The organism is Halomonas sp. YLB-10 (assembly GCF_003856855.1).
Classification (GTDB): Bacteria; Pseudomonadota; Gammaproteobacteria; order Pseudomonadales; family Halomonadaceae; genus Halomonas; species Halomonas litopenaei.
In genome coordinates, this window is sequence record NZ_RRCU01000003.1 from 191688 (window position 1) to 217498 (window position 25811).

The window sequence follows — 25811 nt, forward strand, 5'->3', positions numbered from 1 at the left end:
CGTCATACACTGTGCGCCGACTTCTTTCACTTCACGCCTTCAGGAACCACCCATGGGATTCAACTGCGGCATCGTTGGTCTGCCCAACGTCGGCAAGTCCACCCTCTTCAACGCCCTGACCAAGTCCGGCATCGATGCAGAGAACTTCCCGTTCTGCACCATCGAGCCCAATGTCGGCATCGTCCCCATGCCGGACCCGCGCCTCGACAAGCTCGCCGAGATCGTCAAGCCGCAGAAGGTGGTGCCCACCACCATGGAATTCGTCGATATCGCCGGCCTGGTCGCCGGTGCCTCCAAGGGTGAAGGTCTCGGCAACCAGTTCCTCGCCAATATCCGCGAGACCCAGGCCATCGCCCACGTGGTGCGCTGCTTCGACAACGACAACGTCATCCACGTGGCCAACCAGGTCGACCCGTCGGCGGATATCGAGACCATCAACCTGGAGCTGGCCCTGGCCGACCTCGACACCGTGGAGAAGGCCATCCAGCGCCTGGTTCGCGTGGTCAAGGGCGGCGACAAGGACGCCATTGCCACCAAGGCGGTGCTCGACAAGATCCAGCCGCACCTGGCCGAAGGCCAGCCGCTGCGCAGCTTCGATCTGAGCGATGACGAGAAGAAGCAGATCAAGAGCTTCGGTTTCCTGACCCTGAAGCCGACCATGTACATCGCCAACGTCAACGAGGATGGCTTCGACAACAACCCCTACCTCGACGTGGTCAAGGGCATCGCCGAGGCCGAGGGCGCCGTGGTGGTTCCCGTGTGCAACCAGCTGGAAGCCGAGATCGCCGAACTCGATGACGAGGAACGCGAGATGTTCCTGGCCGAGATGGGCATGGAAGAGCCTGGCCTCGACCGGGTGATCCGCGCCGGCTACGCCCTGCTGGGTCTGCAGACCTACTTCACCGCGGGGGTCAAGGAAGTACGTGCCTGGACCGTCAAGGTCGGCGCCACCGCCCCGGAAGGCGCCGGCGTCATCCACACCGACTTCCAGAAAGGCTTCATCCGCGCCGAAGTGGTGGCCTATGACGACTTCGTCAGCCTGAACGGCGAGCAGGGTGCCAAGGACGCCGGCAAGTGGCGCCTGGAAGGCAAGGACTACGTGCTCAAGGACGGCGACGTGGTGCACTTCCGCTTCAACGTCTGAGGCTCACCGCAGCGTCCGACGTAACATCACGTTTCCTGTGTCAACACCGAGGCATGCCTCGGTGTTGTCGTTTACATGCCAGTCACATGCAGCAACTCTATCGCAAAGAGGTTATATTCGAGAGATGTCATCAAGCGCAGGAACAAGAGCGTGACACTCTCGAACGATTCTCCACCGCTCAAGGCAATGGCGCCTGAGCTATGGATAGCCGATGGGCCCGTCATCAGAGGCAAGCTGCTGCCCTATCCGACACGCATGGTGGTGGTACGCCTGAGCGGCGACCGGCTGTGGGTCCACAGCCCCGTCCCGCTGACCGAGCCACTGCGTGACGCCCTCGACGAGTTGGGCCAGGTTCACTACCTGATCGCTCCCAACCATTGTCACCACCTGTTCATGCGCGAATGGCAGATGGCCTACCCGATGGCTCGCAGTTTCGGCACCCGGGAAGTCATCGCCAAGCGCGGCGACCTGGTGTTCGAAAGCACCCTGGATGGCACGCCCAACCGCTACTGGGGTGACGATATCGACCAGTGCCTGTTCACCGGCTCATCGCGCATGCAGGAAGCGGTGTTCCTGCATCGTTCCAGCCGCAGCCTGATCGTGGCCGATCTGATCGGCAATCTGCCCCCAGCTTCCCTGACGCCCTTGCAGCGTCGACTGGCCAGGCTCTCGGGCATCCTGGCGCCGGATGGCAGGATGCCGCTGGAGTGGCGACTGAGCTTCCTCGGCCGACGCTACCTGGCAAGCGAACATCTGCGCACCCTGCTCTCCTGGCGGCCCGCTCGGATCATCATGGCCCACGGCGAGATCATCGAGCATGACGCGGAAGGCTTTCTCAAGCGCTCCTTCCGCTGGCTGGCAGCAAGCGCGCCAAAATCACCGTGAGGGCTGCGTCCAACTCGACCACGATGGCAGCATACTTTTCGATTAAGCCCTAGGCGCTGTCCGAAAAGTCGACGAGCGAAGGTTAGACAAGGCAAAAATCGGTGAGACAGCGCAGTTTACGGGGTGTAAATGAGCATGTTGATCCGATTTTTAACGCCGTATTACCGAGCGCAGGCACTTTTCAGACAAGCCCTAGCGGAAATCCCGCGAGGGCACGCCGAGTTCGGCCCACAAGCCGCTCAAGTCCTCGAGCCGTCCGGCGATCACATGGATCACGCTGCCCTCGCGCTCCAGATGGCCAGTGACCTTCAACAGCCGAGCGTTCAACAGCGCCTGGCGCTGGGCCTTGGCGGTATCCTTCCACACCACCACGTTGACGTTGCCGGTCTCGTCTTCCAGGGTCACGAAGGTGACCCCGGAGGTGGTGCCCGGCCGCTGGCGGGTGGTCACCAGCCCCGCTACCTGGACCAGATGGCCGTGGTCCAGCTCGGCAAGCTCAGTGGCCTTGAGGCAACGCGCCAGTCCTTGCCGCCCCATGGCGGCCTGCTCGCGCAGCAACGCCATGGGATGGCGGGCAAGGCTCAGCCCCAGATGGCGAAAGTCCTCCTCGAGGTCGGCCTGCTCGCTGGGGGGCGCCAGCTCTGGGGTGGTGTCGTCGAGGATATCGGTCTCGCCCAGCGCCAGTGCCGGATCCGGCGCCAGCAGGTTCCAGCGTGCCTGGTAGCGATGGCCGCCGAGGCTCGACAGCGCCCCGGCCGCCGCCAGCGCTTCCCACTCGCGGGCCGACATCGGCGCGCGACGCCTGGCCTCGGCGACGCTGGCATAGCCGTTGGCCGGACGCCTCGCCAGCAGGCAGTCGATGGCACCACGCCCCAGCCCCTTGACCAGGCGAAAGCCCAGTCGCAGGGCACCGTCCGGCTCCAGGGTGGCGTCCCAGTGGCTGGCATTGATGTCCACCGGACGCACCTCGACGTCGTGACGACGGGCATCCTGCACCAGCTGTGAGGGACTATAGAAGCCCATCGGCTGGCTATTGAGCAGGCCACAGCAGAAGGCCGCGGGGTGGTGACACTTGAGCCAGGCCGAGACGTACACCAGGTGGGCAAAGCTGGCCGCGTGGGACTCGGGGAAGCCGTACTGGCCAAAGCCCTCGATCTGGCGGCAGATAGCGTTGGCAAACTCATCGCTGTAGCCCCTGGCACGCAGCCCGTCGGTCAGCCGCTGCTGGTGCTCGGCGATGGTGCCGGCCCGTCGCCAGGCCGCCATGGCCCGCCGCAACTGGTCGGCCTCGCCACCGGAATAGCCCGCCGCCACCATGGCCAGCTTGATCACCTGCTCCTGGAAGATCGGCACCCCCAGGGTCCGCTCGAGCACGCCCCTGACCTCGTCGCTGGGATAGCTGACCTCCTCGATGCCGTCGCGACGCCGCAGGTAGGGATGCACCATGTCGCCCTGGATCGGCCCCGGACGAACGATGGCGATCTCGATCACCAGGTCGCAGTAGTTGCGGGGCTTCAAGCGCGGCAGCATGTTCATCTGGGCACGGCTCTCCACCTGGAAGACGCCGACGCTGTCCCCGCGACTGAGCATGGCGTAGACCTCAGGATCATCCCGGGGCACCCGGGACATGGCCATCGCTTGATGCTCGCCCTCGCTCTCGCCCGTGCTCTCGTAGCAGCGCCTGTCGTCGTCCCGGTGTTCGCCTCCGTCAGACAGCAGCGCCAGGGTCTTGCGAATGGCGGTCAGCATACCCAGCGCCAGCACGTCGACCTTGAGCAGCCCCAGGCTTTCCAGGTCGTCCTTGTTCCACTGGATCAGGGTGCGCCCTTCCATCGCGGCGTTCTCCACCGGCACCAGCTCGTGCAGCGGCCCTCGCGATATCACGAAGCCCCCCACGTGCTGAGACAGGTGTCGCGGAAAGCCCAATAGCTGCTCCACCAGTTCGACCAGATGGCGCAGCAGTTCCGGGACGGCGGTGGAGGCGCCCTCTTCACCTCCCGCGCCTACCGTCTCCCCCACCGTCTGCTTGAGCGCCTCGAGCCAGGCGCCCTCGCCCTCGCGTCGATCCAGCCGACTGGCGAGCCAGGCCAGGTAGCCAGGTTGCAGCCCCAGCGCCCGCCCAACGTCCTTCAGTGCACTTCTGGGGCGGTAGCTGATCACGGTGGCGGCAAGCCCGGCCCGCTCGCGGCCGTAGCGCCGATAGATGTACTGGATCACCTCCTCGCGGCGCTCGTGCTCGAAGTCCACGTCGATATCCGGCGGCTCGTCGCGCTCCTCGGAAATAAAGCGTTCGAACAGCAGCTGCACCTGACGCGGGTCCACCTCGGTGATAAACAGGCAGTAACAGACCACCGAATTGGCCGCCGAGCCACGCCCCTGACACAGGATGCCCTGACGGCGGGCGAAGGCGACGATGTCCTCGATGGTCAGAAAGAACGGCTCGTAGGCCATCCTTGCGATCAGCTCAAGCTCGCGGGCGATCTGCTCGGCGATATCCGAAGGCGTACCCTCCGGGAAGCGTAGCCGCTCGCCCTGGCGCACCTTGTGCGCCAGCCAGGACGACGGCGTATGGCCGTCGGGGACCAGTTCCTCGGGGTACTCGTAGCGCAGCTCACCGGGGTCGAAGCGACAGCGCTCGGCGATACGCAGGCTTTGTTCGAGCAGCGCAGGCGCGAAACACTGCGCCAGCCGCGACAGGGGTCGCAGGCAGTGCTCGGCGTTGGGCTCGAGCAGAAAACCGGCGCGCTGCACGCTGGTGCGATGCCGAAGTGCGGTCAGCACGTCCTGCAATCGCTTGCGGCTCGGCTGGTGCATCAGGACGCCACCGCTGGCGACCAGCGGCAGGCCTGCGGCACTCGCCAGCCTCATCCGCCTTGTCAATCGCTCCTCCTCGTTTGCCAGAAAGTGGCGCTGGACCACCACCCAGCAGCGCCCGTCGAAGCGTTGCTTCAGCCCGTCCATTCTCTCCCGAGTCCGGGCGTCGTCGTTGCCCGGCAGGTACAGCAGCAGACAGTCCTCGAGCGCCTCCAGGTCCTCCCAGTCGAGACGATAGCTGCCCTTGGGCGCACGGCGACGGCCCAGGGTGATCAGCCGGCACAGGCTGGCGTAGCCGCAGCGGTTCTCGGCCAGCACGACCACGACCTCGTCGGCCAGGCGAAACTCGGCACCGACGATCAGCGCGAGCCGGTGGTCTCGGGCAGCCTCCCAGGCGCGCACGATGCCGGCCACCGAGCACTCGTCGGTGATCGCCAGGGCGCGATAGCCAAGCTCGGCGGCGCGGGCGACCAGCTCATGGGGGTGAGACGCGCCCTTGAGAAAGGTGAAGTTGGACAGGCAATGTAGCTCAGCGTAGCCAGGGGCCGGGGCGACTTCGGCAGCGTCAGGTGGCTCGCCGACACGCTCAACCGAACCAGCCATGCAACCACCATTGCGACTCGGCGTCGCGAAAGACCCAGCCGTGGCGACCGTCCGGCCAGCAGGCCACGTGATAGTCACGTCGCGCCGGGGCGTCATCCCACCAGCCGCTGGCCAGTCGCTCGGGCCCGGCGACCCAGACCAGACGCTCGAGAGTCGCCGGCGTCAGCGGCTCGGGGTGTTCCAGCAGCCAGGCCGGATGGTTGGCGGTCCGGGTTTCAGCCGGGGGCCTACGGGCGGTCCCCGGCTGCGCTACCAAGCGGGAGGCCCGTTCGGGGCGATGATCCTCCAGCGCCATGGGCTGCAACACGGCGCCATCACCGAGACGAGAACGCAACCGGCTGAACAGCGCCTCGGGGGTGTCTCTGGGCGGCGCCGCCTGAAACAGGTCCGTTGCCACCTCTTGCAGGCTAGCTACCTCGCTGACCTCCAGGCGCAGGCGTAACACCGGCGCGTCCAGTACCACTGATTCCAGGCGCAGCCGGCACAGCTCGAGCCAGGCCTCCGCCGCCTGCTCGCCCCCGGCGTGCCCCACGCTGAGGTGCTGGGCCCCTTCCCGGTGATACAGGGTCAAGGTCAGCGACAATGCCTTGACGCAACGCACCTTGAGAAAGCCCTCGAGCTCCGCCAGCAGGCGCCGCAGGGGAAACACGATGCCGGCGGCCAGCTCGATCTCATGGACCAGCTCCCGCTCACGATCGAAGCGCGGTGGTGGCGCGAATACCGGCGGGGGATCGGCGACCTCGCCGGTCAAGCGCTGAAGGTAGCGCCGCAGGTCTGTCCCCAGGCGCGAGGCCAGCGAGGCTGGCGGCAGCACAAGCAGGTCGTTGAGGTGCGTAAACCCGAGTCCCTTGAGGCGCGACTGCTGGCGTGCGGACAGCCCCAGCCGGTCGAGGCGAAGCCTGCCGAGCCTGGCCATATGCTCCGCCTCGCCCTGACCACAATAGTCCCCCGTCCGGGCCAGCAGGCAGGCGGCCAGCGGGGTATGCCCGGTGGCACTGGACACCTCAAGCTCCAGGGTCGCCAATTCTTCGTGCAAGCGCCGCCACAGTCCCTCGAGTCCACCGAAGTAGTCGAGCATCGAGGCGATCTCCATCACCACGCCCCAGGACGCGGCGTTCTCCCCCGTCGGCTCGAGACTGACCCGGGCGCTGAAGCGGGCACACCATAGCGCCAGCCCTTCGAGACGACGTCGGCTCACCTCAGGATCCGGCGTCAACAGCCGGAGTCCTGGCTCCAGACACAGTGCGGCATTGATCGTCATGCCCGGCCGCACACCGGCCTGCCAGGCCCCGGCCGAGACCAGGGCGATACGCTCCCCGTCCTCGCACAGCAACGCGAGGGGTCCGTCATCGCCGGCGCTCAGCACCTCCAGCCCAAGCTGCGGACAGTGAAGGCATAGCCACAGCCCCTTCATGATCGCCCCGCGCCCTTGCGCTCGGAGACGAGGAACACGGGGCGGGATCGACGTTCCCCACTGGGTGCGCACGGCAGCGAAGTCGGCCGCGGGCACGGGGGCGACAGCCTAGAGTCAGCCAGGGTGATATCGATGGCCCTGGCTGGCATGGCCCCCTTGCGCTTGAAGGCATGGACCTTGAGGCGGCGCGACAAGGGTGCCGTCTCGTCACCGCTGCTCTGGTCAGGAGCCGACAGCCGCAGTCGCCAGGGGGCCACTGACCCTTGCTTGGCGAAGTCGGCCGGTCGCATCAGCGCGCCATGGCCGCCTCCTGCCGCCACGGCGAGCTGCAGCCGCCGCAGCCATTGCCCCTGCACCGCGGCGAACCAGCCCAGCACCAGATCGCAGCAGCCACTCTTCAATGCCTGCTCCATGGCCCACAGCCGCTGCCTGGGATGGCGGGTACGCACGATGACCAGACGCGACAGATCCAGGCCCGCCGCCGCCAGGGCCGCCGCATGAGGCTGCCAGGGTGGGTCGAACCACACCACCCGCTCGCAGCTATGCATCAGCGGAAGCAATAGACGAATCTCGCCGCAACCCGCTCGATCCAGCAGCAGTTCCAGCAGCTCTCCCCGGGGCCAGCCACCGCCGAGCACCTCGTCCAGGGCCTCCACCCCGGTGGATATCCCGCGCCTCGTGTCGCCCTCCGGCTGATCACGGTGCCACTGTCGCCGCGCCCGCCAGACGCTGCCTCGCTGCATCAAGCGCGAGAGGTCATCACTTGCGTTGTCACGGGCCTGGTTGTCTGCTGCCTTCATCGCTCCTCTCCCGCTCCTGTCCCGCTCCGCTCTTGGTCTGCTCAACTAGCCTGCTCTGCCGACCTTCTCTGCTGGCGTTTGCTGCTGGCGTTCGCTGCGGGCGTTCGCTGCCGACCTGCGCTCCTGGACCGCTAGATACTCCAGCCCGGCTCAGATTTCTAACCCAGATTTCTGGTCCAGGTTTCAGGTCCACGCCCTGGCCTTAGCGGGCGGACGCCAATATACCGAATACTGTTATTTTATACAGTACTCGTCCAATGCCAAGTCGGCAATGCAGCGCCAGGGCAATCTGACGATGGGTCAGGAAAGCGGCACATCCGCGCACACCAGCACAGAAGCGCCACGGAGGCTTCCCCGGGGAGGGGTATGGTGGTCGTAGAAGGTTGTCACAGCTCAAGTTTGGCTTGCGATAGCTGTGAAATAGTCAGGCAGGTCTTTTCTTCACCGCTGGACGTCATGACCATTCACCCCCCCACGACACCGCCATGCACCCCAGAGACCACGGTAGAAATCCGGGTCCGCGGCTGTGTGCAGGGTGTGGGGTTTCGTCCGACGGTATGGCAACTGGCCAACCGGCTAGCGCTGGTCGGTGAGGTGCTCAACGACGGTGAAGGCGTGCTGATCCGGGCAACCGGCCCCAGTGAACGCCTCGAGAGCCTGATCGAACAACTCAAGCGCGACCCGCCCCCACTGGCACAGATCACCGACATCGAGGTTCGCTCGGGCCTGGCGCCGCTGCACCGAGTCGGCTTCACCATCGTCGATAGTCTCGAGGGCGCAACGCGCACCGATATCGCCGTGGACGCCGCCATCTGCGCAGCCTGCACAGAAGAAATACTGAGCCAGCACCAGCGACGCTCCGGTTACGCCCTGACCAACTGCACCCACTGTGGCCCGCGCCTGTCGATCATTCGTGACATGCCCTACGACCGGGCGGCCACCACCATGGCTGACTTTGCGCTATGCGAGTGCTGTCGCGCCGAATATCTGGATCCCGGCGACCGTCGCTTCCATGCCGAACCCATCGCCTGTCCGGCCTGCGGGCCCCAGGTGCGTCTGGTGGCGCTGGACGGCGGGCCCTGGCTGGCGGGCGAAGACGCCATCGACGCTCACACCACCCCCGCCATTGAGGCTCCCATCGACCAGGCCGCCGCGCTGATCCGCCAGGGCCAGATCCTCGCCATCAAGGGACTCGGCGGTTACCAGCTTGCCTGCGACGCCACCAGCACCGAGGCCCTCGAGCGCCTGCGACGACTCAAGCATCGCCCCACACGCCCGCTGGCGTTGATGGCAAAAGACCTGGAGATGGTCAGGCGTTATTGCCGGCTCGATGAGCTCGAACAACAGGCACTCTGCTCAGCCGCCGCGCCCATCGTGCTGCTCGAGCGGCGCCGCGACGAGGGTACAGGCCGGCCACTCGCCGAGGCCCTGGCCCCGGGACTCGACCGGCTCGGCGTGATGCTGCCATCGACCCCCTTGCACGTGCTGCTGTGCCAGCGGCTGCCCTTTCCCATCGTGATGACCAGCGGCAACGTCTCCGGGGAGCCCCAGCTGATCGACGATGGCGGACTCGGCGACAGCCTGTCGACGATCGCCAGTCATGCCCTCACCCACAACCGCGCCATCGCCCGGCGTATCGACGATAGCCTGGTACAGCTGGCCGCCGGCAAGGTGCGCATGCTGCGTCGTGCCAGGGGCTACGCCCCGGCATCGCTGCCGCTGCCGCCTGGCTTCGAGGACATCTCGCCGGGGCTTGCCCTGGGTCCGCAACAGAAGGCCACCTTCTGCCTGGTGGATGGCCAGCGCGCAATCCTGTCCCCGCATCAGGGTGACCTGGACGACGCCGCCACCCTCGACGACTACGAACGCAACCTCGACGACTTCCTGGCGCTTTATGACCACCGTCCCACCTGGCTGGCCTGCGATACTCACCCGGACTACCGTACCAGTGACATGGCTCGGCGAATGGCCGACGACGCCGGCCTGCCACTCGATGCCATTGGCCATCACCACGCCCATATCGCCGCCTGTCTGGCCGACAACGGCTATCCTCGCGACGCCGCTCCGGTACTGGGTATCGCCCTGGACGGCCTGGGCCTTGGCGAGGATGGCGGCCTGTGGGGCGGTGAGTTCCTGCTGGCGGATTATCGCCATTGCCAGCGGTTGGGCTCGCTCAAGTCCGTGGCCATGCCGGGGGCTGGCGCCGCCTCCCGCGAGCCCTGGCGCAACCTCTTGGCGCAGCTCATCGCCGGTCCCGGCGTGGCCGCCCTCAAGCGCCGCCACCCAAACCTTGGCGTACTGAAGCGACTGCAGCAGAAGCCGATCGACACCCTCAGCGGGATGATCGAGGCCGGGCTCAACAGCCCCCTCGCCTCCTCCTGCGGGCGCCTGTTCGACGCCGTCGCCGCCGCCCTGGAGCTGTGCTTCGATCGCCAGCACCACGAAGGCGAAGCGGCCATGGCACTGGAAGCCCTGGCCGCCCGCGCGCTGACTCAAACCCCGCCGCCTACGTCACGCACCTCTGGCGCCCTTGCGCCCTATCCCTTCGCCCTTCACCGGGCGCAAGGCGGTCACCGGACTCTCGATCCGGCACCGATGTGGACGGCGCTGTTTGACGACCTGGCCGCCGGCAAGGACGCCACGCTGATCGCGGCGCGCTTTCATCTGGGACTGGCCAAGGGGCTTGGCGAGGTCATTGGCGAGATGCTGGGCGACGTCGATGGCGACATGCAGGACGACACACTCGACGAAGTCTCTAACGACAATGCCCGACGCCTCTCCAGCACGCGCAACGTCAAGACCGTCGCGCTGAGCGGCGGCTGCTTTCACAACCGCACCCTGCTGGAACTGACGCTTAAGTGCCTCGCACCCCTGCCTGTTCGGGTGCTGACCCACCGCCAGGTGCCGGCCAACGACGGCGGCATCGCCCTGGGCCAGGCGCTGATCGCGGCGGCGCGGCGGCATCCGCTGGCCTCCGACCAGGCGTCGGATCGTCCGACCTCGGCAACCTCAACGATCTCGACGATCTCGACGATCTCGACAACAACAACCGTTCCCTCCATTGCCACTGTCATTACCGCCACCACAGCATCCAATAACGCACAGGAGACCGCCCATGTGTCTGGGAATTCCAGGACAGATCATTTCCCTCGATGACGCCGACGCGCGGCTCGCCACGGTGGACGTGAGCGGGGTCCGACGCCAGATCAACATCGCCTGCATCGTCGATGACGACCACCCGCCCGAACGCTGCGTGGGCGACTGGGTACTGGTCCATGTGGGCTTCGCCCTGAACCGTATCGACGCCGAGGCTGCGGCGCGCACCCTCGAGCTGCTGGACGAACTGGGCGACACCCACGAGTTCGACGCTCTGACCTTGACCGGCGACCAGGAGGTCTCTTCATGAAATTCATCGACGAATTCCGCGATCACGCCCGCGCCCGGCAGATCCTCGAACACATCACCACCCTGGTCGCCCGCCTGGCCGAGCAGCGCGGCGGCCCGGTGCGCATCATGGAGGTCTGTGGCGGCCACACCCACGCGATCTTCCACTATGGGCTGGAGGCCATGCTGCCGCCGGAACTGGAGCTGATTCACGGCCCCGGCTGCCCGGTGTGCGTGCTGCCGATGGGTCGCGTCGATGACTGCGTCGCCATCGCCGAGCGTCCCGAGGTGATCCTCGCCACCTTCGGCGACGCCATCCGGGTTCCCGGCTCACGCAAGAGCCTGATGCAGGCCAAGGCCGACGGCGCCGACGTGCGCATCGTCTACTCTCCCACCGACGCCCTGGCACTGGCGCGCAAGCATCCGGATCGGGAAGTGGTGTTCTTTGGCCTGGGCTTCGAGACCACCATTCCCTCCACCGCCCTGACCATCGCCCAGGCCGAGCGCGAAGGGGTCAGCAACTTCTCGGTGTTCTGCAACCACATCACCATCATCCCGACGTTACAGGCGATCCTCGACAATCCTGACCATCGCCTGGATGGCTTCCTCGGGCCGGGACACGTGTCGATGATCATCGGCACCGACCCCTACCGCTTCATCGCCGAGCGTTACGGCTGCCCGGTGGTGGTCTCCGGCTTCGAGCCCCTGGATATCCTGCAGTCGCTGCTGATGGTCGTTCGCCAGCTTCACGATGGCCGCGCCGAGGTCGAGAACCAGTACCAGCGTCTGGTGACCAGCGACGGCAACCTCACCGCGCTGGAGGCCTTCCATCGGGTCTACGAGCCCCGCGAGAGCTGCGAGTGGCGCGGGCTTGGATCGATCGCCGAGTCAGGTGTCCAGATCAAGGACGCCTATGGTGCCTTCGATGCCGAACGCAAGTTCGCCGTGCCCAATCAGCAGGTGGCCGACCCGGACAACTGCCGCTGTGGTAACGTGCTCACCGGCAACCTCAAGCCCTGGCAGTGCGAGCTGTTCGGCAAGCGTTGCACACCGGATCAACCCCGGGGCGCGCTGATGGTCTCCAGCGAAGGCGCCTGCGCTGCCTACTATCAATACGGCGGGGGCAACGTCGATAGCCCGAACCACAGCACAAGCCAGGCCGAATCATGAGCGATACGACGCGACGACAGCTTCCCACCCTTGCCGCCCGCGCGGTGACCCAGGCCCACGGAGGCGGCGGCAAGGCCATGAAGGACCTGATCGATGACGTCTTCGTCAGGGAATTCACCGCGCTTCCCGAGGTGCTCGAGGACCAGGCGCGGCTGGAGCTGGCCGAGCTGGCATGCCTGGGCGACCGGCTGGCCATGACCACCGACGGCTTCGTGGTCGACCCGCTGTTCTTTCCCGGTGGTGACATCGGCAAGCTGGCGGTGTGCGGCACCGTCAACGACCTGGCCGTGGGGGGCGCCCATCCCCGCTACCTGTCCTGCGCGGTGATCCTGGAAGAAGGCCTGCCGATCGATGACCTGAGGCGCATCGCCCGCTCCATGGCTACTGCGGCCCGCGAGGCCGGCGTCGAGATCGTCACCGGTGACACCAAGGTGGTCGAGCGCGGGGCCTGCGACGGCGTCTTCATCACCACCACCGGCATCGGCGTCATTCCCGCCGAGCGTAAGCTCGGTATCGAGCGCATCCAGGCCGACGACGTGATCATCGTCAACGGCTGGCTCGGCGATCACGGTGCCGCCATCCTGGCGGCCCGTGGCGACCTGTCGCTGGACACCGACCTGGAGAGCGACTGCGCCTCCCTCAATGGCCTGATCGAGGCGCTGCTGGCCGCCGCCCCCGACACACGCTGCCTGCGTGACGCCACCCGGGGCGGCGTCGCCACGGTGCTCAACGAGATGGCCGAGGCCTCCAGGCTTGCCATCGAGCTCGACGACCTGGCCCTGCCGCTGCGCAAGGAGGTCCGGGGGATGTGCGAGATTCTGGGGCTGGACCCACTGTACCTGGCCAACGAAGGCAAGCTGGTGGCGGTGGTGCCCGCGGCTCAGGCCGAGGCGGCCCTGGCCGCCCTGCGCGGGCATCCGCTGGGAAAGGAAGCCGCGATCATCGGTCAGGCGCTTGACGGCAAACCGGGACGGGTGACGCTGCGCACCGGCTTTGGCGGCCAGCGCATCGTCGACATGCTGGTGGGAGAGCAGCTACCGCGCATCTGCTGATGCGGTGCTGACACGCTGATGGTGGTCTGCTCCGGGCCGATTCGAATCTCGGCCTATTCGGGATCGCCGGCCGCCTCGCCGATCCCGTAGCGTTGCAGCTTGGCCCTCAGGCCGATGCGCGATAGCCCCAGTTCACTGGCGGTACGCGACTTGTTGCCGCCATGACGCTCGAGCGCCCGGGCCAGGCAGCTCGCCTCCAGGCGCTCGACCCGTTCGCGCAGGGTGCCGGCGTCCTCGTCATCCTCGACCGGATCGGCTGTCGTATTCGCTTTCGGCGGCTCAGGCAGGTCCTGGCACCGCTCGACTGGCTGCTGACGCCATTCATCGGTTCGCAGGTGCGGTGCCAGCAGTTCGACGCCAAGCTTCTCGCCGGTCGCCAGCATCACCATGCGGGTGATCTGGTTTTCCAGCTCGCGAACATTGCCGGGCCAGGCGTAGGCGCACAGACACGCCATCGCCGCATCGGTGAAGCCGCCGACCCTGACCCCGTGGCGGGAAGCGATCCGCGCCAGCAGCACCTCGGCCAGGGCCGCGATATCACAGGCGCGCTCGCGCAGCGGTGGCAACTGAACCGGGGCGACCGTCAGGCGATGGTAGAGGTCCTCACGGAAGCGCCCCGCCGCCACCTCGGCCATCAGATCCCGGTTGGTCGCGGCGATGACCCGAACATCCAGCTGACGCACCTCGTTGGTCCCCACCGGGCGCACCTCTCCCTCTTGCAGAAAGCGCAACAGGCGCAGCTGAAAGGCGCTGGAGGTGTCACCGATCTCGTCCAGCAGCAGGGTGCCCTCGTGGGCCCGCTCCAGCAGTCCGACGCGGCTTGAACTCGCTCCGGTGAAGGCCCCCTTGCAGTGGCCGAACAGCTCGCTCTCCAGCAGTTCATCGGTCACCGCGCCGCAGTCCAGCGCGTAGAAAGGCATCTCCGAACGCAGGCTGCTGGCGTGGATCGCCCGGGCCATCAACTCCTTGCCGGTGCCGCTCTCTCCTGTCACCAGGACCGGCACGTCGAAGCCGGCGATGCGCGCCGCCATGTCGCACAGCGGCTCCAGCGGCGACCCCGGCGCCCGGATGATCGTCTCGAAGCCCCCCGCCTCGCGCATCCGCCGGCGGTGGGCCGCCAGCCGCGCCTGAACGGTCGGCTGGTACAGGGCACGCTCCGCGCGCAGCCGCCGACACTCCCGCTCGAGCTGGTACTGACGCAGGGCGACATCGATGGTTCGCGCCACCACCTCAACCGGACTACGGCGACAAAGCAGGTGAAACGCCTTGGGCCAGTCACCGACCGAGGTGGGCCCATGATCGGCGATCACCAGACACTGCACCTCGGGCCAGCGATGGGCCAGTTCCCTGGCCCAGCCACCGTCAGGGGACAACCCCGTGCCCCTGGCGGCGTCGCCCTCAGGTGCAAGCTCGACAATCACCAGCCCGATCCACTCGGACACCAGCAGCGCCCGAGCCTCTTCCCAGTGCGTCGCCCTTAGGCACTCCAGGCGCCCTTGCGTGACGCCCTCGAGCGAGTCGATTCGCTCGCTGGCGACACCGACCACCAGCACACTGGGCAGCGACTCGGCGGCAACACCCCGTCCATCGAACAGCGGACCCTCGACCAAGGTGGACATGGCGACCCCTAGCGCTGCTCGAGCATGGCAAGGTGCTGACGCGCCCGGCTCAAGGCGCGCTGCCTGAGCGCCTCACGGCGTGCGTCGATCCAGTCGAGCCAGGCGTCCATGCCCTCACCGCTGGTGGCCGACAGCCGCAGGATCTCCAGTTCGGGATTGATCCGACGGGCGTAGGCTTCGCAGGCGTCCATGTCGAAGTCGACATGGGGCGCCAGATCGACCTTGCTCAGCAGCATCAGTGAGGCGGCGGCGAACATGTGCGGGTACTTGAGCGGCTTGTCCTCGCCTTCGGTCACCGACAGGATCACCACCTTGGCGTCCTCGCCCAGATCGAAGCCCGCCGGACACACCAGGTTGCCCACATTCTCGATAAACAACAGGCCAAGCCCGGGCGGACTTACCTGGGGCAGCGCCCGTTCGACCATGGAGGCGTCGAGATGGCAGCCCTTGCCGGTATTGACCTGCAGCGCCGGCACCCCGGTCTCGCGAATGCGCCGGGCGTCATTGGCGGTCTGCTGGTCGCCCTCGATCACCCCCACCCCCTCGGCGCCAAGCCGACGGATGGTATCCACCAGCAGCGTGGTCTTGCCGGAACCCGGGCTCGACACCAGATTCAGCGCCAGCACACCGTCGGCCTCGAGGCGCCGCCGATTGCCCTCGGCGATGGCATCGTTACGGGCCAGGATGTTGGTCTCGATCTCTACCAGACGGCGTTGCGACATCCCCGCCACCTCGACCCCGGCAGGCCCTGCGCCACAGTCCAGATGCGGCGAGGCATCCGGCTCGGCAGCGCCAGTGTGGTCGCCGTGGTCATGGGAATGATCATGGGCGCGCACATGATCATGAGAGTGGGCGTGGGCGTGGTCGTGCTCGTGCTCGTGCTCGTGCTCGTGCTCGTGCGAATGAGGGTGAGCATGGGAGTGAGTGTGGGGGTGAGCATGGGAGTGAGTGTGGGGGTGAGCATGGGAGTGAGTGTGGGGGTGAGCATGGGAGTGAGCGTGCTCGTGCTCGTGGGGATGAGCATGCTCGTGCTCGTGATGATGGGCGTGACTCTGGTCACCGCTTTCGGCGCATCCGCAGACGGTACACATCAGACAACCTCCAGTTCCTTGACGCGAAGTTCCTCTCCGCCGGTCACGTGCAGACGGGCGCTGGAACACAGGGGGCAATCGTCGCCACGCTGGGCAATATCCACCGTGCGATTGCAACCGAAACACCAGGCCGTGGCCGGTATGTTGACGATATCCAGCGTCGCCCCTTCGGCGACGGAGCCACGGGTGGACAGATCGAAACCGAACGCCAGGGCCTCGGGCTCGACGCAGGACAAGGCCCCTATCTCGAGACACACCCGGGTCACCTTCTCGAACGCCTGGACGCTGGCCTGCTCCTCGATCAGCTCGACGATGCTTTGACACAGGCTCAATTCGTGCATGATGACCTCCCCTTGGGCGGCCCTGCCTTCCGGCATGGCGCCTGCGAAGGCGCCTGGTACAGTCCTTCACTCGACTCCTGCCACACCACCGGCAGACAGGGATCGGCACAGCTCAGCGCCATCGCCACCCGCTGCCGGGCCCGGTTGTCGCCATCACTGAGGCCATGACTGTAGCCACGGCACTCGCCCTGGCCGTGGGCGGATTCCAGCAAGCGGGAAAGGAAGCCCTGTTGCCGCTCGCCATCGGGGCCGACAGCACCGTCGAGCATGGCGTCGGTCGGGGTGATGATGTGGTAGTCGACGACCCGGTCGTCCCGGCACGCCACCCGATGCACCAGACGTCCCCGGGCGGCCTCGGCCCAGCCACTGCCATCGGCGGCGCGCCCGCAGCGTGGCTTGCCGGCATCGCTGCTTTCCCCAGCGGTGCAGTTGCCAGCGCCGGCGCGCAGCGCAAGTATCAACTGCGCCACCTCCACCACCCGCGCCAGCATCCGCGCATACAGGCTCCAACCATCCCTCGCGATGACGCCGCTTAGCGACGCATGCCCGCCCACGCGCCCCACGAAGGTAGGGTCGTCCGCCACGGCGATTCTCCCGAACTCCCGCGGCCAGTTGGCGACCTGTCGCAGCACCTCGGCGGGCCGACTCGGCGCTCGCTCGAGCCACGCCTCGATATCCTCCAGGGCGCGCTCGGCCGACCCGGCGAACACCCGCGCCTCCAGCACATTCAGACTGGACAGCGAAAGCCCCGCCAGCCCCTTCAGGGAGTCGGCGTCCATCGCCATGCCCAGCACCCCCGGCCAGTCCCGCAGCATGACCAGGCCATGCTCGCGCAGGGTCTCGAGCTGGATATGACGGTGGCAGTCAGGGGCAAGCGGCAGGTCCATGGCCTTGGCCGCCGCAGCGCTCTGGGCGGCGGCGCACAGGTTGTACAGACACCCCACCATGGTCATCGCCTCGTGACGATTTCGATCGATCAGCCACTGGGTCGGCATCCGTCCTCGCTGACTCACGCGAAACCCGGGCTCCCCCCCGGGGTTGTGGCCCTGGCCGTGACTGATGATCAGCGTCGGCATCATGACGACTCGTCCTCGTCCCCTGACGCAGAATCCAAGGACGCTGCACTGCTGGGGGCGGCTTTGGTGCCGGCAGCGGTGCTCGACGTGCGCCCGGTCAGGAAGTCTCGCCGTGACTCGAGCCCAGGCGCCGGGGGAGACCACTGGCTTACGCCAGCTTCACCATCGTCGCCTAGGGGTTCGGGGTCGGCCGAGGGCGCCGCGGTGCTTTCAGCCTCCGCGTCAGCGTCAGCATCTGCCCCGGCGATACCCTCCTCCCCGGCCACGCTCAGCGCGGCGATATCGGCGTGGCGATCCGTCTCGGCGCGGTTGGCGGGATCAAACAGCGCCTCCATGGCGGCACGAGCCACCTCGGTGGCGTAGGCCTGGCTTGCAAACTCGCTCATGTCGGAAAACAGCGAACAGGCCAGGAAGGCGCCCACCGGCACCCGGGTATTGAAGATGAATTCGTAGTCGCCGGAGGCAAAGGAGTAGACCCGCTTGTCACCGGGACGCAGGCGCTGGGCGTCGTCATCGGGATCTGGGATCACCACCAGATTCATCAGCCAGGGCGCGACCAGGATGCCCAGCAGCCCACCCTCCCAGGGGATAAACCCCACCGCCTCGACGTGCAGCGACAGATTGTTGAAGGGGGAATCCTTCATGCCGGTGGTCTGGATCTCGCGAAAGGTCTCGACCAGTCGCTTGACGGCGCCCATATCCGCCGTCGCAGCCCCGGCGGGTGTGGCGAGTGCGGCGGACGCGGCGGACGCCCCCCCTACGCCCTGCCGATCATCCAGCACCATAAACTGGTTGCGCTCACCGTCACACTGGGGGCAGCGCCAGTCCTGGGGCAGCGCCGAGAACGGCGTCCCCGGCTCGACCTGACGGACGGTGTCACCGACGGCCGGGTCATAGCAGTACCAGCAGATCTTGCACTCGAGCCGGGCGTCGTCGTCCAGGCGCGCCAGGTCTCCGAGAAACGAACCTTCGAATCGTGCCGTCACGCCATCGCCTCCACTACCTGCTTGAGTCGAATCACCGAATCGGCGATGTCTTCGGCCGCCGCGCAGGCCACCTCGGGCACATCGGAGACTTCGATGACGTCCAGAATCAGCGAGTCCTGGGAATTGAAGTAGCGCACCCGCCAGACGTGATCGAGGGCGGTGCTGTCGATACGACAGTTGCCGTAGCCCCGCGACAGGATGGTGACCTCGCCCCGACCCAGCGCCTCGTCCAGATAGGCCAGATCCTCCGGGGTATGGGGCAACAGCGACAGGTTGATGGCATAAGGCTCGCCACCCGGGACACGCTCCTCGCAGCGCTCGATCAGCTCCGAGACGATAAAGGGCCCGTTGACCACACCCTGGCCGGCCTCCGGCGGGCAGAAGATGCGCTGCTGGCGGCATTGCACCACCGCCAGGGGCACCACGCCGATCTCGATATGCTCACGCACACTGCCCGTGGCGTGATCCACATCCCGGGACGTCACCCGCCACAGACCGGCGAAGACCGACTCCTGAATCTCGACAGCATTCTTGCCACCGACCTTGATCGCGACCTCACCCTCGCCGAGCGCATCGGCCAGCGCCTTGCGATTCTCGGCATCGAGCGACGGCAGCTCGACCACCAGGTTGCCGCCCTCCGGCGTCCACTGGGCGGCCCTGTAGGCCAGAGCGCTGAGGGCATCCAGCGCCGGCCGGATGCGCTCGGGGTCCTCCACCTCGGGAAAGCTCGGCTGAAAGGTGCTCATTCCCGATGGCATCGGCAGGTAATCGAGCACGGCCTCCTCGGGCTGGCTGCCAGGCCCGATACCCGGCGATGACGGCATGAATCCCTGGGTCATGTTCGAACACTCCCGTCGCGAGCGATGATATTGGCGCTGGCAGACGTCCCTTGAAGAATGGCGTGGATCTCGCCCAGGTAGTCGTCCCAGTCGCGCACCTTCGAGATCACACCGGTCATCCGCCCGTCCTGGAAAAACAGCAGTGAAGGCACCGGCCACACCTGAAAGCGTTCGCGGGTGGCGTCTTCTTCCGCGCGATCCACCACCGCGGGCTCAAACCGCCCCGGGAAGGCCTTGACCAACTCCGGCAGAATGGCGGCCACATCGTTGGTCTCGAGGTTGGTGGCCGGATCGCCACTGAGAAACAGCACCCGGGCGCCTGGCCCCGTCACGAAGGCCGCCAGTTCCTCCCCGGCGAGGCAGGGATAGTCCAGTTCATTGATCAGCCGGTGCAATGGCCCCGTCATTGGCGTGACTCCCTTGTCGCTCACTCGCTTGTGTTGTCGATCACCCGCTTTCTTTGTGACCCGTGGCGTACTCAGCCGGTGGAGGCACCCGCCTTGCGCGCCGCCTCCAGATGCGGCGGCAGGCGGGGTTCGCCCTGCTCCAGGTCTGCAAACAGTCCCGCCTCGACCGTCCCTCCCTCGGCCGCCATGGCCATGGCCCTTAGCGCGTCGCTGATGCGCAGCGCCTCATCGGCCTCCAGCACCCGGCGCGCCGCTCCCAGAAATACCAGCAGCCAATCGCCGGGGCTCACCGCCTCGACCAGGGAAATATCGACCTCTTGTCGATCCTCTGCCCCGTCGCTGACACAAATGGCGAGCGTCCCGCTGGCCTCAAGCACCCGCATGGGAATGCCAATGCACATATCGCGGCTACTCCTTTGCAGGGCTTTCGGCTACACCATCCTGCTCGCTTCCCGCCTCGCGAGACGGGTCGCCGTGCGCCCCGTCAGGATGGCCAATGTCCCTCGCCAGAAAGCGCGGATCACCCACACGGCAGGCCTCGCGCGGCGAGGGACGCAGGTTTTCGTAGTGGTGAAGGGCGAGCGCCGAAGGCGCCAGTTCGGCGATGGGGGCCTGGTGATCGCGGCTGTGTCCGGGGCTGTGTTGAGAGCCGTGTTCGGGGCTCTGTTGGGAGCGAAGCTCAGGCCTGGCGCCCCAGGACGCCAGCTCATCGACCACCAGGCGGATCACCTCGTCGATTCGCGCGGCGATCTCCGGTCGCAGCGAGCCGCCATAATCGTCCAGCACCGAGGGCTGAACACCCACCAGCATCACCCGCTGTGGCTGCCAGCCGAGTAGCTGCGCCGCCGCCAGCACCTCCTGAAAGCCGGTCTGGTGCAGCGACATCTTCTTGGCGCCCATGAAGCTCGGCACCGCGTCATCGCGCACCACATGCACACTGCCCGGGGCCAGGCCGTAGTCGATGGCATCGATGATCAGCAGGCACTCGCAGGACTGCACGTAGGGCAGCAGGTAGAGTCCCTGGGTGCCGCCGTCCATCACGGTCACCTCCTCGGCAAACGTATAGCGCTGGTGAAGCGCCTCCACTGCGCGGACTCCGAACCCCTCGTCGGCCCACAGCACATTGCCGATACCCAGCACCAGAATCGATGGTGTCGCCTCGTGATCATCCGTATTCATGCCGGCTCCTTCGCTGCGCCGAATATCTGCCTGCGCTACTTTGGTTGGCTTTATCCTGCGTCTCGTTCTTCGCTCGTTCCTTGACCTTTCTTCGCCTCTTTCAGCGGCTCGCTCTTCGTATGATTCCTGGGTGCATTCGCCATCAAAACATCAAGATGCAGCATGAAAGCCAAAGGCTAGCGACGAAGCGCCTTGCTCACCGTAAAAAAGACACCGAAAAACAAGACAACGACAAACAAGGCACCGAAAAACAAGACGATGAAAAACAGGCTGCCAAAAAACTGCCGAAAACGCTTCCATCTGCCATCCATGGCATATACGAAATCTATTTTTTACATTAAAACAGCCACTTACATGCACATACCCACGACGACCTGAAGAAAATCCCGACCATTTCCGCAGAATAACGCCGCAACCTTTCAATAAAAAACATGCCCATCGTTTCGGCACAGCCATATGGTATATGGCCCTACAAAAGTCCAATAACCGCCGATTCAAAGAGAATCTTTCTCATAAAACACCAGGCAATAATGCTTCAAAAGGTGACTTGTGATTACCTGATTAATGCTCGACCACGACACCTCTCCCACCGGCCTATGCACACGCCTCGCCACCCTCCCTGAACGCCAACAAAAAGCGCCGGAGACCTCACCTGATATTCTCGGTGAAGCCTCCGGCGCCAACGGTCAGCGCTTACGCCCTTCAACGACAGGGCTAACGAGCAACTGCGAGCAATGACAAGTCACGGCGAGCAACGACAACTCACTACAAAGGGTCGTCGTCCTTGAAGGTGCGCTCCCCTGAGATCATGGTCGAGACGATGCTCTGGCGGGACATGATGTCTTCGCGTATCGCCACATACACATGGATGATGATGAAGGTGATCATCACCCACATGCCGAGACGATGCAGGGTATGCACGTCCAGGCTCTGGCCCACCAGCGGGATGACCCAGCCGAACAGCGTGTCCTGCCAACTGCCGCGCAGGGCACCTTCGGCGTAGAGCGCCATTCCGGTCACGATCATGAACAGGGTGCCGAGGGTGATGAAGATGAACATCGCCAACTGTGCCAGCGGGTTGTGGCCCACATACTTGCGCGGGCGCTTCTCCAGAAACAGGTACCAGCGAAGCTCGAACCACACCTCACGCCACCACTGGCCACGATGCAGCGGCAAGCGAAACAGCTGCTTGGCGTGGTGATTACCGACTAGCGACCAGTAGAAGCGAAACAGAAAACCGATCGCCAGGATGTAGCCTGCGGTGAAGTGGGCAAAGCGGATATAGCCCATCACGAAGTGATCGCTGGCCTCACCTGACACCGTCGGCAGCGGCTTGCCGATAAAGTAGCCGGTGACGATCAACACCAGGATGGCCGCCGCATTGGTCCAGTGCCACAGCCGCAGCGGCGCCTCGTAGACGTAGACAGACGTCTGCTTGACCGAGGAAGGCAGCACCCGTTCCTCCCCGGGGCCGAGCTTGCCAGCCTGAGGGTCCTCCGGACTGGCCGTTGCAGCAGGTGACGCTTTCGAGTCATGGGACATGAGACACCCTCCCCCGGCTATCTGACGGTGACGCGAGACAGCTCTTCACCGTCTTCGCTCATCACGTGGGTGGAACAGGCCAGGCACGGATCGAAGGAATGCAGCGTGCGCAGGATCTCCACCGGCTCATCCGGCCGCTCCATGGGCGTATTCAGCAGTGACGCCTCGAAGGCGCCGATGTTGCCCTCCGGGTCCCGCGGGCTGCCGTTCCAGGTGGTCGGCACGATGCACTGGTAGTTCTCGATCTTGCCATCCTTGATGCGGATCCAGTGGCCGTTCATGCCCCGGGGTGCGGCGACCATGCCGACACCGCGAGCCTCCTGGGGCCAGGACGCCGGGTCCCACTTCTCGATATTGGCGGTGGCCAGGTCGCCGGCGCGGATGTTGGCGATCAGCTCATGCCAGTCATCGAGCATCATGGACGCGCAGTAGTGAGCTTCCAGGGCACGGGCCAGGGTACGGCCGATGGTGGTCGGCAGCGCCTGCTTCGGGGTCAGGCGGGTGCCGGCGAGCTGGTTCAGGGCAGCCAGCGACGAGTCCACCTGGTCGATCACGAAGTCATTGCCCTGGGCGTAATTGAGGATGTAGCGCGACAGCGGCCCCACCTCCATGGCGTGGCCACGCCAGCGTGGCGACTTGATCCAGGAGTACTTGGCGGCCTCGTCGATCTCCTCGATCCGGGTGCGGGTGCCGACGGTGCCCTGGCCCAGTTCGTAGTGGTGCTCGGTCTCGCCGTCCCAGGGGTGCAGGCCACGGGACTCGTCGGCGTAGCGGTACCAGGAGTGGGTCACGAATTCCTGGATCTGCTCGGGGTCGGTGGGGTCCACCTCGTGGATCTCGTTCCAGTTGCCGCCAAGGATGGCGCCGCCCTTGAGCTGGTCGGTGGACTTGTCGTAGTTGACCTTGGAGTAGTCGCCGTAGTCCATCACGTTGGTGGCGGACAGTCCCCCGCCGTACAACCAGCCCTTGTAGAAGCTGGCGATGGCGATGACGTCGGGAATATAGACGTTCCTGGAGAAGGCGAAGGCTTCCTCCATCCGCGCACGCACGAAGTTGAGCCGCTCCATGTTGAGTGGCGCCCCGGCCGCCAGATCGCCATCGATATTGATGGCACAGGGCACCCCGCCGACCATGTAGTTGGGGTGGGGGTTCTTGCCGCCGAACACGGTGTGGACCTTGACGATCTCCTTCTGCAGGTCCAGCGCCTCGAGATAGTGAGCGGTCGCCATCAGGTCCGCCTCCGGCGACAGCCGATAGGCGGGATTGTCCCAGTAGCCGTTCTTGAAAAGCCCGAGCTGCCCCGACTCGATAAAGGTCTTCAGGCGATTCTGGACGTCGCGAAAATAGCCCGGCGACGACAGCGGATGGTTGGGGCCGGTCAACTGCTGCAGTTGCGAGGTCGCCCGCGGGTCGGCCCGCAGCGCGTTGACCGGGTTGACCCAGTCCAGCGCGTGCAGGTGATAGAAGTGCACCACGTGGTCATGCCACTGCAGCACCTTGGCCATCATCTCGCGGATCAGGTGGGCGTTGCGCGGGATGCGGATGTCGAGGGCGTCCTCAACCGCGCGCACCGACGCCAGCGCATGACAGCCGGTGCAGACGCCGCAGATGCGCTCGACAAAGGCCCAGGCGTCGCGCGGGTCACGGCCCTTGAGGATGACCTCGAGCCCGCGCCACATGGTGCCGGTGGACACCGCGTTGCGGATGATGTTGTTGTCATCCACGTTGACCTCGCAGCGCATATGCCCCTCGATGCGGGTCACCGGGTCGACGACGATACGCCGTCCGCTTCTGTCCAGATTGAACCCGTTAGGGGTGTTGATCTGCGTCATCAGGCTTCCTCCCTGTTGGCTGACGACTGGCGCTTGACCTGCGCCCGTTTCAAGGCGCTGACGGCGGCGTGGACCGCCACCGCACCGCCCACCCCGGTGGCCACGGCGCCGCCAATCTGGTCGGCGTTGGCCTCGATGCCGAACTGGTGCACGTCCTGCAGCCGGGCGTACCAGGAGCCCTTGTCCCAGAAGCCGTCTTCGGAGCAGCCGATACAGCCGTGGCCGGCCTGGATCGGGAAGCTCACGCCCTCGTTCCAGCGGATGGTCGAACAGGCGTTGTAGGTGGTCGGGCCCTTGCAGCCCACCTTGTACAGGCAGTAGCCGCGACGGGCGCCCTCGTCATCGAAGGACTCGACGAACTGGCCGGCGTCGAAGTGTGGCCGGCGGTAGCACTTGTCGTGGATGCGCTGGGAATAGAACATCTTGGGCCGGCCGGTGCGGTCGAGCTCCGGCAGCCGGTCGAAGGTCAGCATATAGGTGATGACCCCGGTCATGACCTCGGCGATCGGCGGACAGCCCGGCACCTTGATGATCGGCTTGTCGGTGATGACCTTGTGCACCGGGGTCGCCCGGGTGGGGTTGGGGCGCGCCGCCTGGACACAGCCGTGGCTTGCACAGGAGCCCCAGGAGATCACCGCCTTGGCGTGTTCTGCGGTCTCGCGCAGCTGGTCGACGAAGGGCCGCCCACCGACGATGCAGAACATGCCGTCCTCATTGAGCGGCGGGTTGCCCTCCACCGCCAGGATGTAGTTGCCCTTGTAGCGCTCGATGGTGTCGGCCAGGGCTGCCTCGGCCTGATGCCCCGCCGCCGCCATCAGGGTGTCGTCGTAGTCCAGCGAGATCATCGACAGCACCACGTCCTTGACCAGCGGATGGGCCGAACGGATAAACGACTCCGAGCAGCAAGTGCACTCGAGCCCGTGCACCCAGATCACCGGCGTGCGCGGCTTGGTCTCCATGGCGTGGGCGATCCTGGCGGTGTAGGCCGGCCCGAGCCCTAGCGCCGCCGCCGTCAGTGAACAGAACTTCAGAAATGAGCGACGCGTGACCCCCTGTCGCCGCATCACGTCGTAGAAGGTTTCGATGGGCTCCATCGGCAACGACTCCCCTGTCGTGGTCCTGGATCTCGCCACCGGCGTGATCCCCTGATCTGGAGGCGGCCTGCCCTCGGTACGGCCAAGGCCAGAAGCCGACTCAAAGCCTGCGCGCCAGGCCATCCAGATCGCCTGTTGTTGTTTCCCTTATATACGGGGCAAATCCCGTGCCAGGTTGCGGGAAGCACGTCTTTTCAAACACTTGGCGCACTTGACGAGCACATGGCGGTAGCGCCCTTTCCAGCGGCCTCCGTCACGCCAGCACAGAACTCGCGCTACACGGCACACTGGTGGTAGCCGGCTTTCCAGCGCGCTGCGCTGGCGTCGCCGTCCCCGGGGCCGTCACCAGAGCCGTCATCGGGGCCATCACCAAGGCCAGCATCGGGGCCATTGCCGCAACCCAAGCGCTTGACAACAAGTCGGCAATCCGTAGAATACGGCGCCATCCAAAGGCTACGTAGCTCAGTTGGTTAGAGCACATCACTCATAATGATGGGGTCCCCTGTTCGAGTCAGGGCGTAGCCACCAGATACCGAAAG

22 protein-coding genes and 1 tRNA gene are annotated in these 25811 nt (G+C 65.8%); 8 read left to right on the top strand and 15 right to left on the bottom strand.

What is annotated here, in order from left to right; all coding sequences use genetic code 11:
• Window positions 1-52 precede the first annotated feature (52 nt).
• Window positions 53-1144: a redox-regulated ATPase YchF gene (gene ychF / locus EBB56_RS08225; protein WP_124803819.1), complete on the top strand. Its 1092-nt coding sequence runs from the start codon at window positions 53-55 to the stop codon at window positions 1142-1144.
• Window positions 1145-1294: 150 nt separating this feature from the next.
• Window positions 1295-2029 (top strand): DUF4336 domain-containing protein, encoded by a 735-nt coding sequence (locus EBB56_RS08230; protein ID WP_221621160.1) that lies wholly within the window; start codon window positions 1295-1297, stop codon window positions 2027-2029.
• Between the two features lie 192 nt (window positions 2030-2221).
• On the opposite strand, the gene EBB56_RS08235 is transcribed toward EBB56_RS08230, so the two are convergent.
• From EBB56_RS08235 to imuA, 3 genes are read right to left on the bottom strand one after another with little or no spacing between them, the layout of a single operon-like run.
• Window positions 2222-5446, bottom strand: a complete 3225-nt coding sequence (locus tag EBB56_RS08235; protein ID WP_124803821.1) for an error-prone DNA polymerase — start codon at window positions 5444-5446, stop codon at window positions 2222-2224.
• Window positions 5430-6860 (bottom strand): DNA polymerase Y family protein, encoded by a 1431-nt coding sequence (locus EBB56_RS08240; RefSeq protein ID WP_124803823.1) that lies wholly within the window; start codon window positions 6858-6860, stop codon window positions 5430-5432. The genes EBB56_RS08235 and EBB56_RS08240 overlap by 17 nt, the downstream gene beginning before the upstream one ends.
• On the bottom strand, window positions 6857-7660 hold the full coding sequence (imuA, locus tag EBB56_RS08245) for a translesion DNA synthesis-associated protein ImuA (RefSeq protein ID WP_124803825.1): 804 nt from the start codon (window positions 7658-7660) through the stop codon (window positions 6857-6859). The genes EBB56_RS08240 and imuA overlap by 4 nt, the downstream gene beginning before the upstream one ends.
• A 456-nt stretch (window positions 7661-8116) precedes the next feature.
• Between imuA and hypF the strand changes: the two genes are divergently transcribed.
• Genes hypF through hypE form a run of 4 tightly spaced genes read left to right on the top strand, consistent with a single transcriptional unit; the run spans window position 8117 to window position 13266 of the window.
• A complete protein-coding gene (gene hypF / locus EBB56_RS08250) occupies window positions 8117-10816 on the top strand; it encodes a carbamoyltransferase HypF (protein ID WP_124803827.1) in 2700 nt (899 codons plus the stop codon).
• Window positions 10776-11066 (top strand): HypC/HybG/HupF family hydrogenase formation chaperone, encoded by a 291-nt coding sequence (locus tag EBB56_RS08255; RefSeq protein WP_045994052.1) that lies wholly within the window; start codon window positions 10776-10778, stop codon window positions 11064-11066. The genes hypF and EBB56_RS08255 overlap by 41 nt, the downstream gene beginning before the upstream one ends.
• The gene (gene hypD, locus EBB56_RS08260) at window positions 11063-12214 is read left to right on the top strand and encodes a hydrogenase formation protein HypD (RefSeq protein WP_124803829.1); all 1152 of its coding nucleotides are present in this window, start codon (window positions 11063-11065) and stop codon (window positions 12212-12214) included. The genes EBB56_RS08255 and hypD overlap by 4 nt, the downstream gene beginning before the upstream one ends.
• Entirely contained in the window at window positions 12211-13266 is a 1056-nt protein-coding gene (hypE, locus tag EBB56_RS08265; protein WP_124803831.1) for a hydrogenase expression/formation protein HypE, read from the top strand. Before hypD ends, hypE begins: the two co-directional genes overlap by 4 nt.
• A 53-nt stretch (window positions 13267-13319) precedes the next feature.
• Here hypE and EBB56_RS08270 read toward each other — a convergent pair whose 3' ends face one another.
• The 9 genes from EBB56_RS08270 to EBB56_RS08310 all read right to left on the bottom strand — a co-directional run bounded on the left by EBB56_RS08270 (window position 13320) and on the right by EBB56_RS08310 (window position 20804).
• On the bottom strand, window positions 13320-14885 hold the full coding sequence (locus EBB56_RS08270) for a sigma-54-dependent Fis family transcriptional regulator (protein WP_124803833.1): 1566 nt from the start codon (window positions 14883-14885) through the stop codon (window positions 13320-13322).
• Window positions 14886-14893: 8 nt separating this feature from the next.
• Window positions 14894-15976: a hydrogenase nickel incorporation protein HypB gene (gene hypB / locus EBB56_RS08275; RefSeq protein WP_124803835.1), complete on the bottom strand. Its 1083-nt coding sequence runs from the start codon at window positions 15974-15976 to the stop codon at window positions 14894-14896.
• Window positions 15976-16317 (bottom strand): hydrogenase maturation nickel metallochaperone HypA, encoded by a 342-nt coding sequence (gene hypA / locus EBB56_RS08280; protein WP_108132930.1) that lies wholly within the window; start codon window positions 16315-16317, stop codon window positions 15976-15978. Before hypA ends, hypB begins: the two co-directional genes overlap by 1 nt.
• A complete protein-coding gene (locus EBB56_RS08285; RefSeq protein ID WP_124803837.1) occupies window positions 16305-17396 on the bottom strand; it encodes an uptake hydrogenase HoxC in 1092 nt (363 codons plus the stop codon). Before EBB56_RS08285 ends, hypA begins: the two co-directional genes overlap by 13 nt.
• Window positions 17393-18379 (bottom strand): [NiFe]-hydrogenase assembly chaperone HybE, encoded by a 987-nt coding sequence (hybE, locus tag EBB56_RS08290; protein ID WP_124803839.1) that lies wholly within the window; start codon window positions 18377-18379, stop codon window positions 17393-17395. Before hybE ends, EBB56_RS08285 begins: the two co-directional genes overlap by 4 nt.
• Window positions 18376-19218, bottom strand: a complete 843-nt coding sequence (locus EBB56_RS08295) for a hydrogenase expression/formation protein (protein ID WP_124803841.1) — start codon at window positions 19216-19218, stop codon at window positions 18376-18378. Before EBB56_RS08295 ends, hybE begins: the two co-directional genes overlap by 4 nt.
• Window positions 19215-19625 carry a hydrogenase gene (locus EBB56_RS08300; RefSeq protein ID WP_124803843.1) on the bottom strand — a complete coding sequence of 137 codons (411 nt, stop codon included), beginning with the start codon at window positions 19623-19625 and terminating at the stop codon, window positions 19215-19217. Before EBB56_RS08300 ends, EBB56_RS08295 begins: the two co-directional genes overlap by 4 nt.
• Window positions 19626-19696: 71 nt before the next feature.
• Window positions 19697-20026: a HypC/HybG/HupF family hydrogenase formation chaperone gene (locus EBB56_RS08305; RefSeq protein ID WP_124803845.1), complete on the bottom strand. Its 330-nt coding sequence runs from the start codon at window positions 20024-20026 to the stop codon at window positions 19697-19699.
• Window positions 20027-20033: 7 nt separating this feature from the next.
• Window positions 20034-20804 carry a HyaD/HybD family hydrogenase maturation endopeptidase gene (locus EBB56_RS08310; protein ID WP_124803847.1) on the bottom strand — a complete coding sequence of 257 codons (771 nt, stop codon included), beginning with the start codon at window positions 20802-20804 and terminating at the stop codon, window positions 20034-20036.
• 155 nt (window positions 20805-20959) lie between these two features.
• On the opposite strand from EBB56_RS08310, the gene EBB56_RS08315 reads away from it, so the two are divergent.
• On the top strand, window positions 20960-21145 hold the full coding sequence (locus tag EBB56_RS08315) for a hypothetical protein (RefSeq protein WP_124803849.1): 186 nt from the start codon (window positions 20960-20962) through the stop codon (window positions 21143-21145).
• Between the two features lie 424 nt (window positions 21146-21569).
• Here EBB56_RS08315 and cybH read toward each other — a convergent pair whose 3' ends face one another.
• From cybH to EBB56_RS08330, 3 genes are read right to left on the bottom strand one after another with little or no spacing between them, the layout of a single operon-like run.
• Window positions 21570-22346 carry a Ni/Fe-hydrogenase, b-type cytochrome subunit gene (gene cybH / locus EBB56_RS08320; RefSeq protein ID WP_124803851.1) on the bottom strand — a complete coding sequence of 259 codons (777 nt, stop codon included), beginning with the start codon at window positions 22344-22346 and terminating at the stop codon, window positions 21570-21572.
• A 17-nt stretch (window positions 22347-22363) separates the two neighbouring features.
• The gene (locus EBB56_RS08325) at window positions 22364-24178 is read right to left on the bottom strand and encodes a nickel-dependent hydrogenase large subunit (protein ID WP_045994043.1); all 1815 of its coding nucleotides are present in this window, start codon (window positions 24176-24178) and stop codon (window positions 22364-22366) included.
• Window positions 24178-25272 (bottom strand): hydrogenase small subunit, encoded by a 1095-nt coding sequence (locus tag EBB56_RS08330; RefSeq protein ID WP_124803853.1) that lies wholly within the window; start codon window positions 25270-25272, stop codon window positions 24178-24180. The genes EBB56_RS08325 and EBB56_RS08330 overlap by 1 nt, the downstream gene beginning before the upstream one ends.
• Before the next feature lie 451 nt (window positions 25273-25723).
• Here EBB56_RS08330 and EBB56_RS08335 point away from each other — a divergent pair.
• Window positions 25724-25800 (top strand) — tRNA-Met (locus EBB56_RS08335).
• The last annotated feature ends 11 nt before the right edge of the window (window positions 25801-25811 follow it).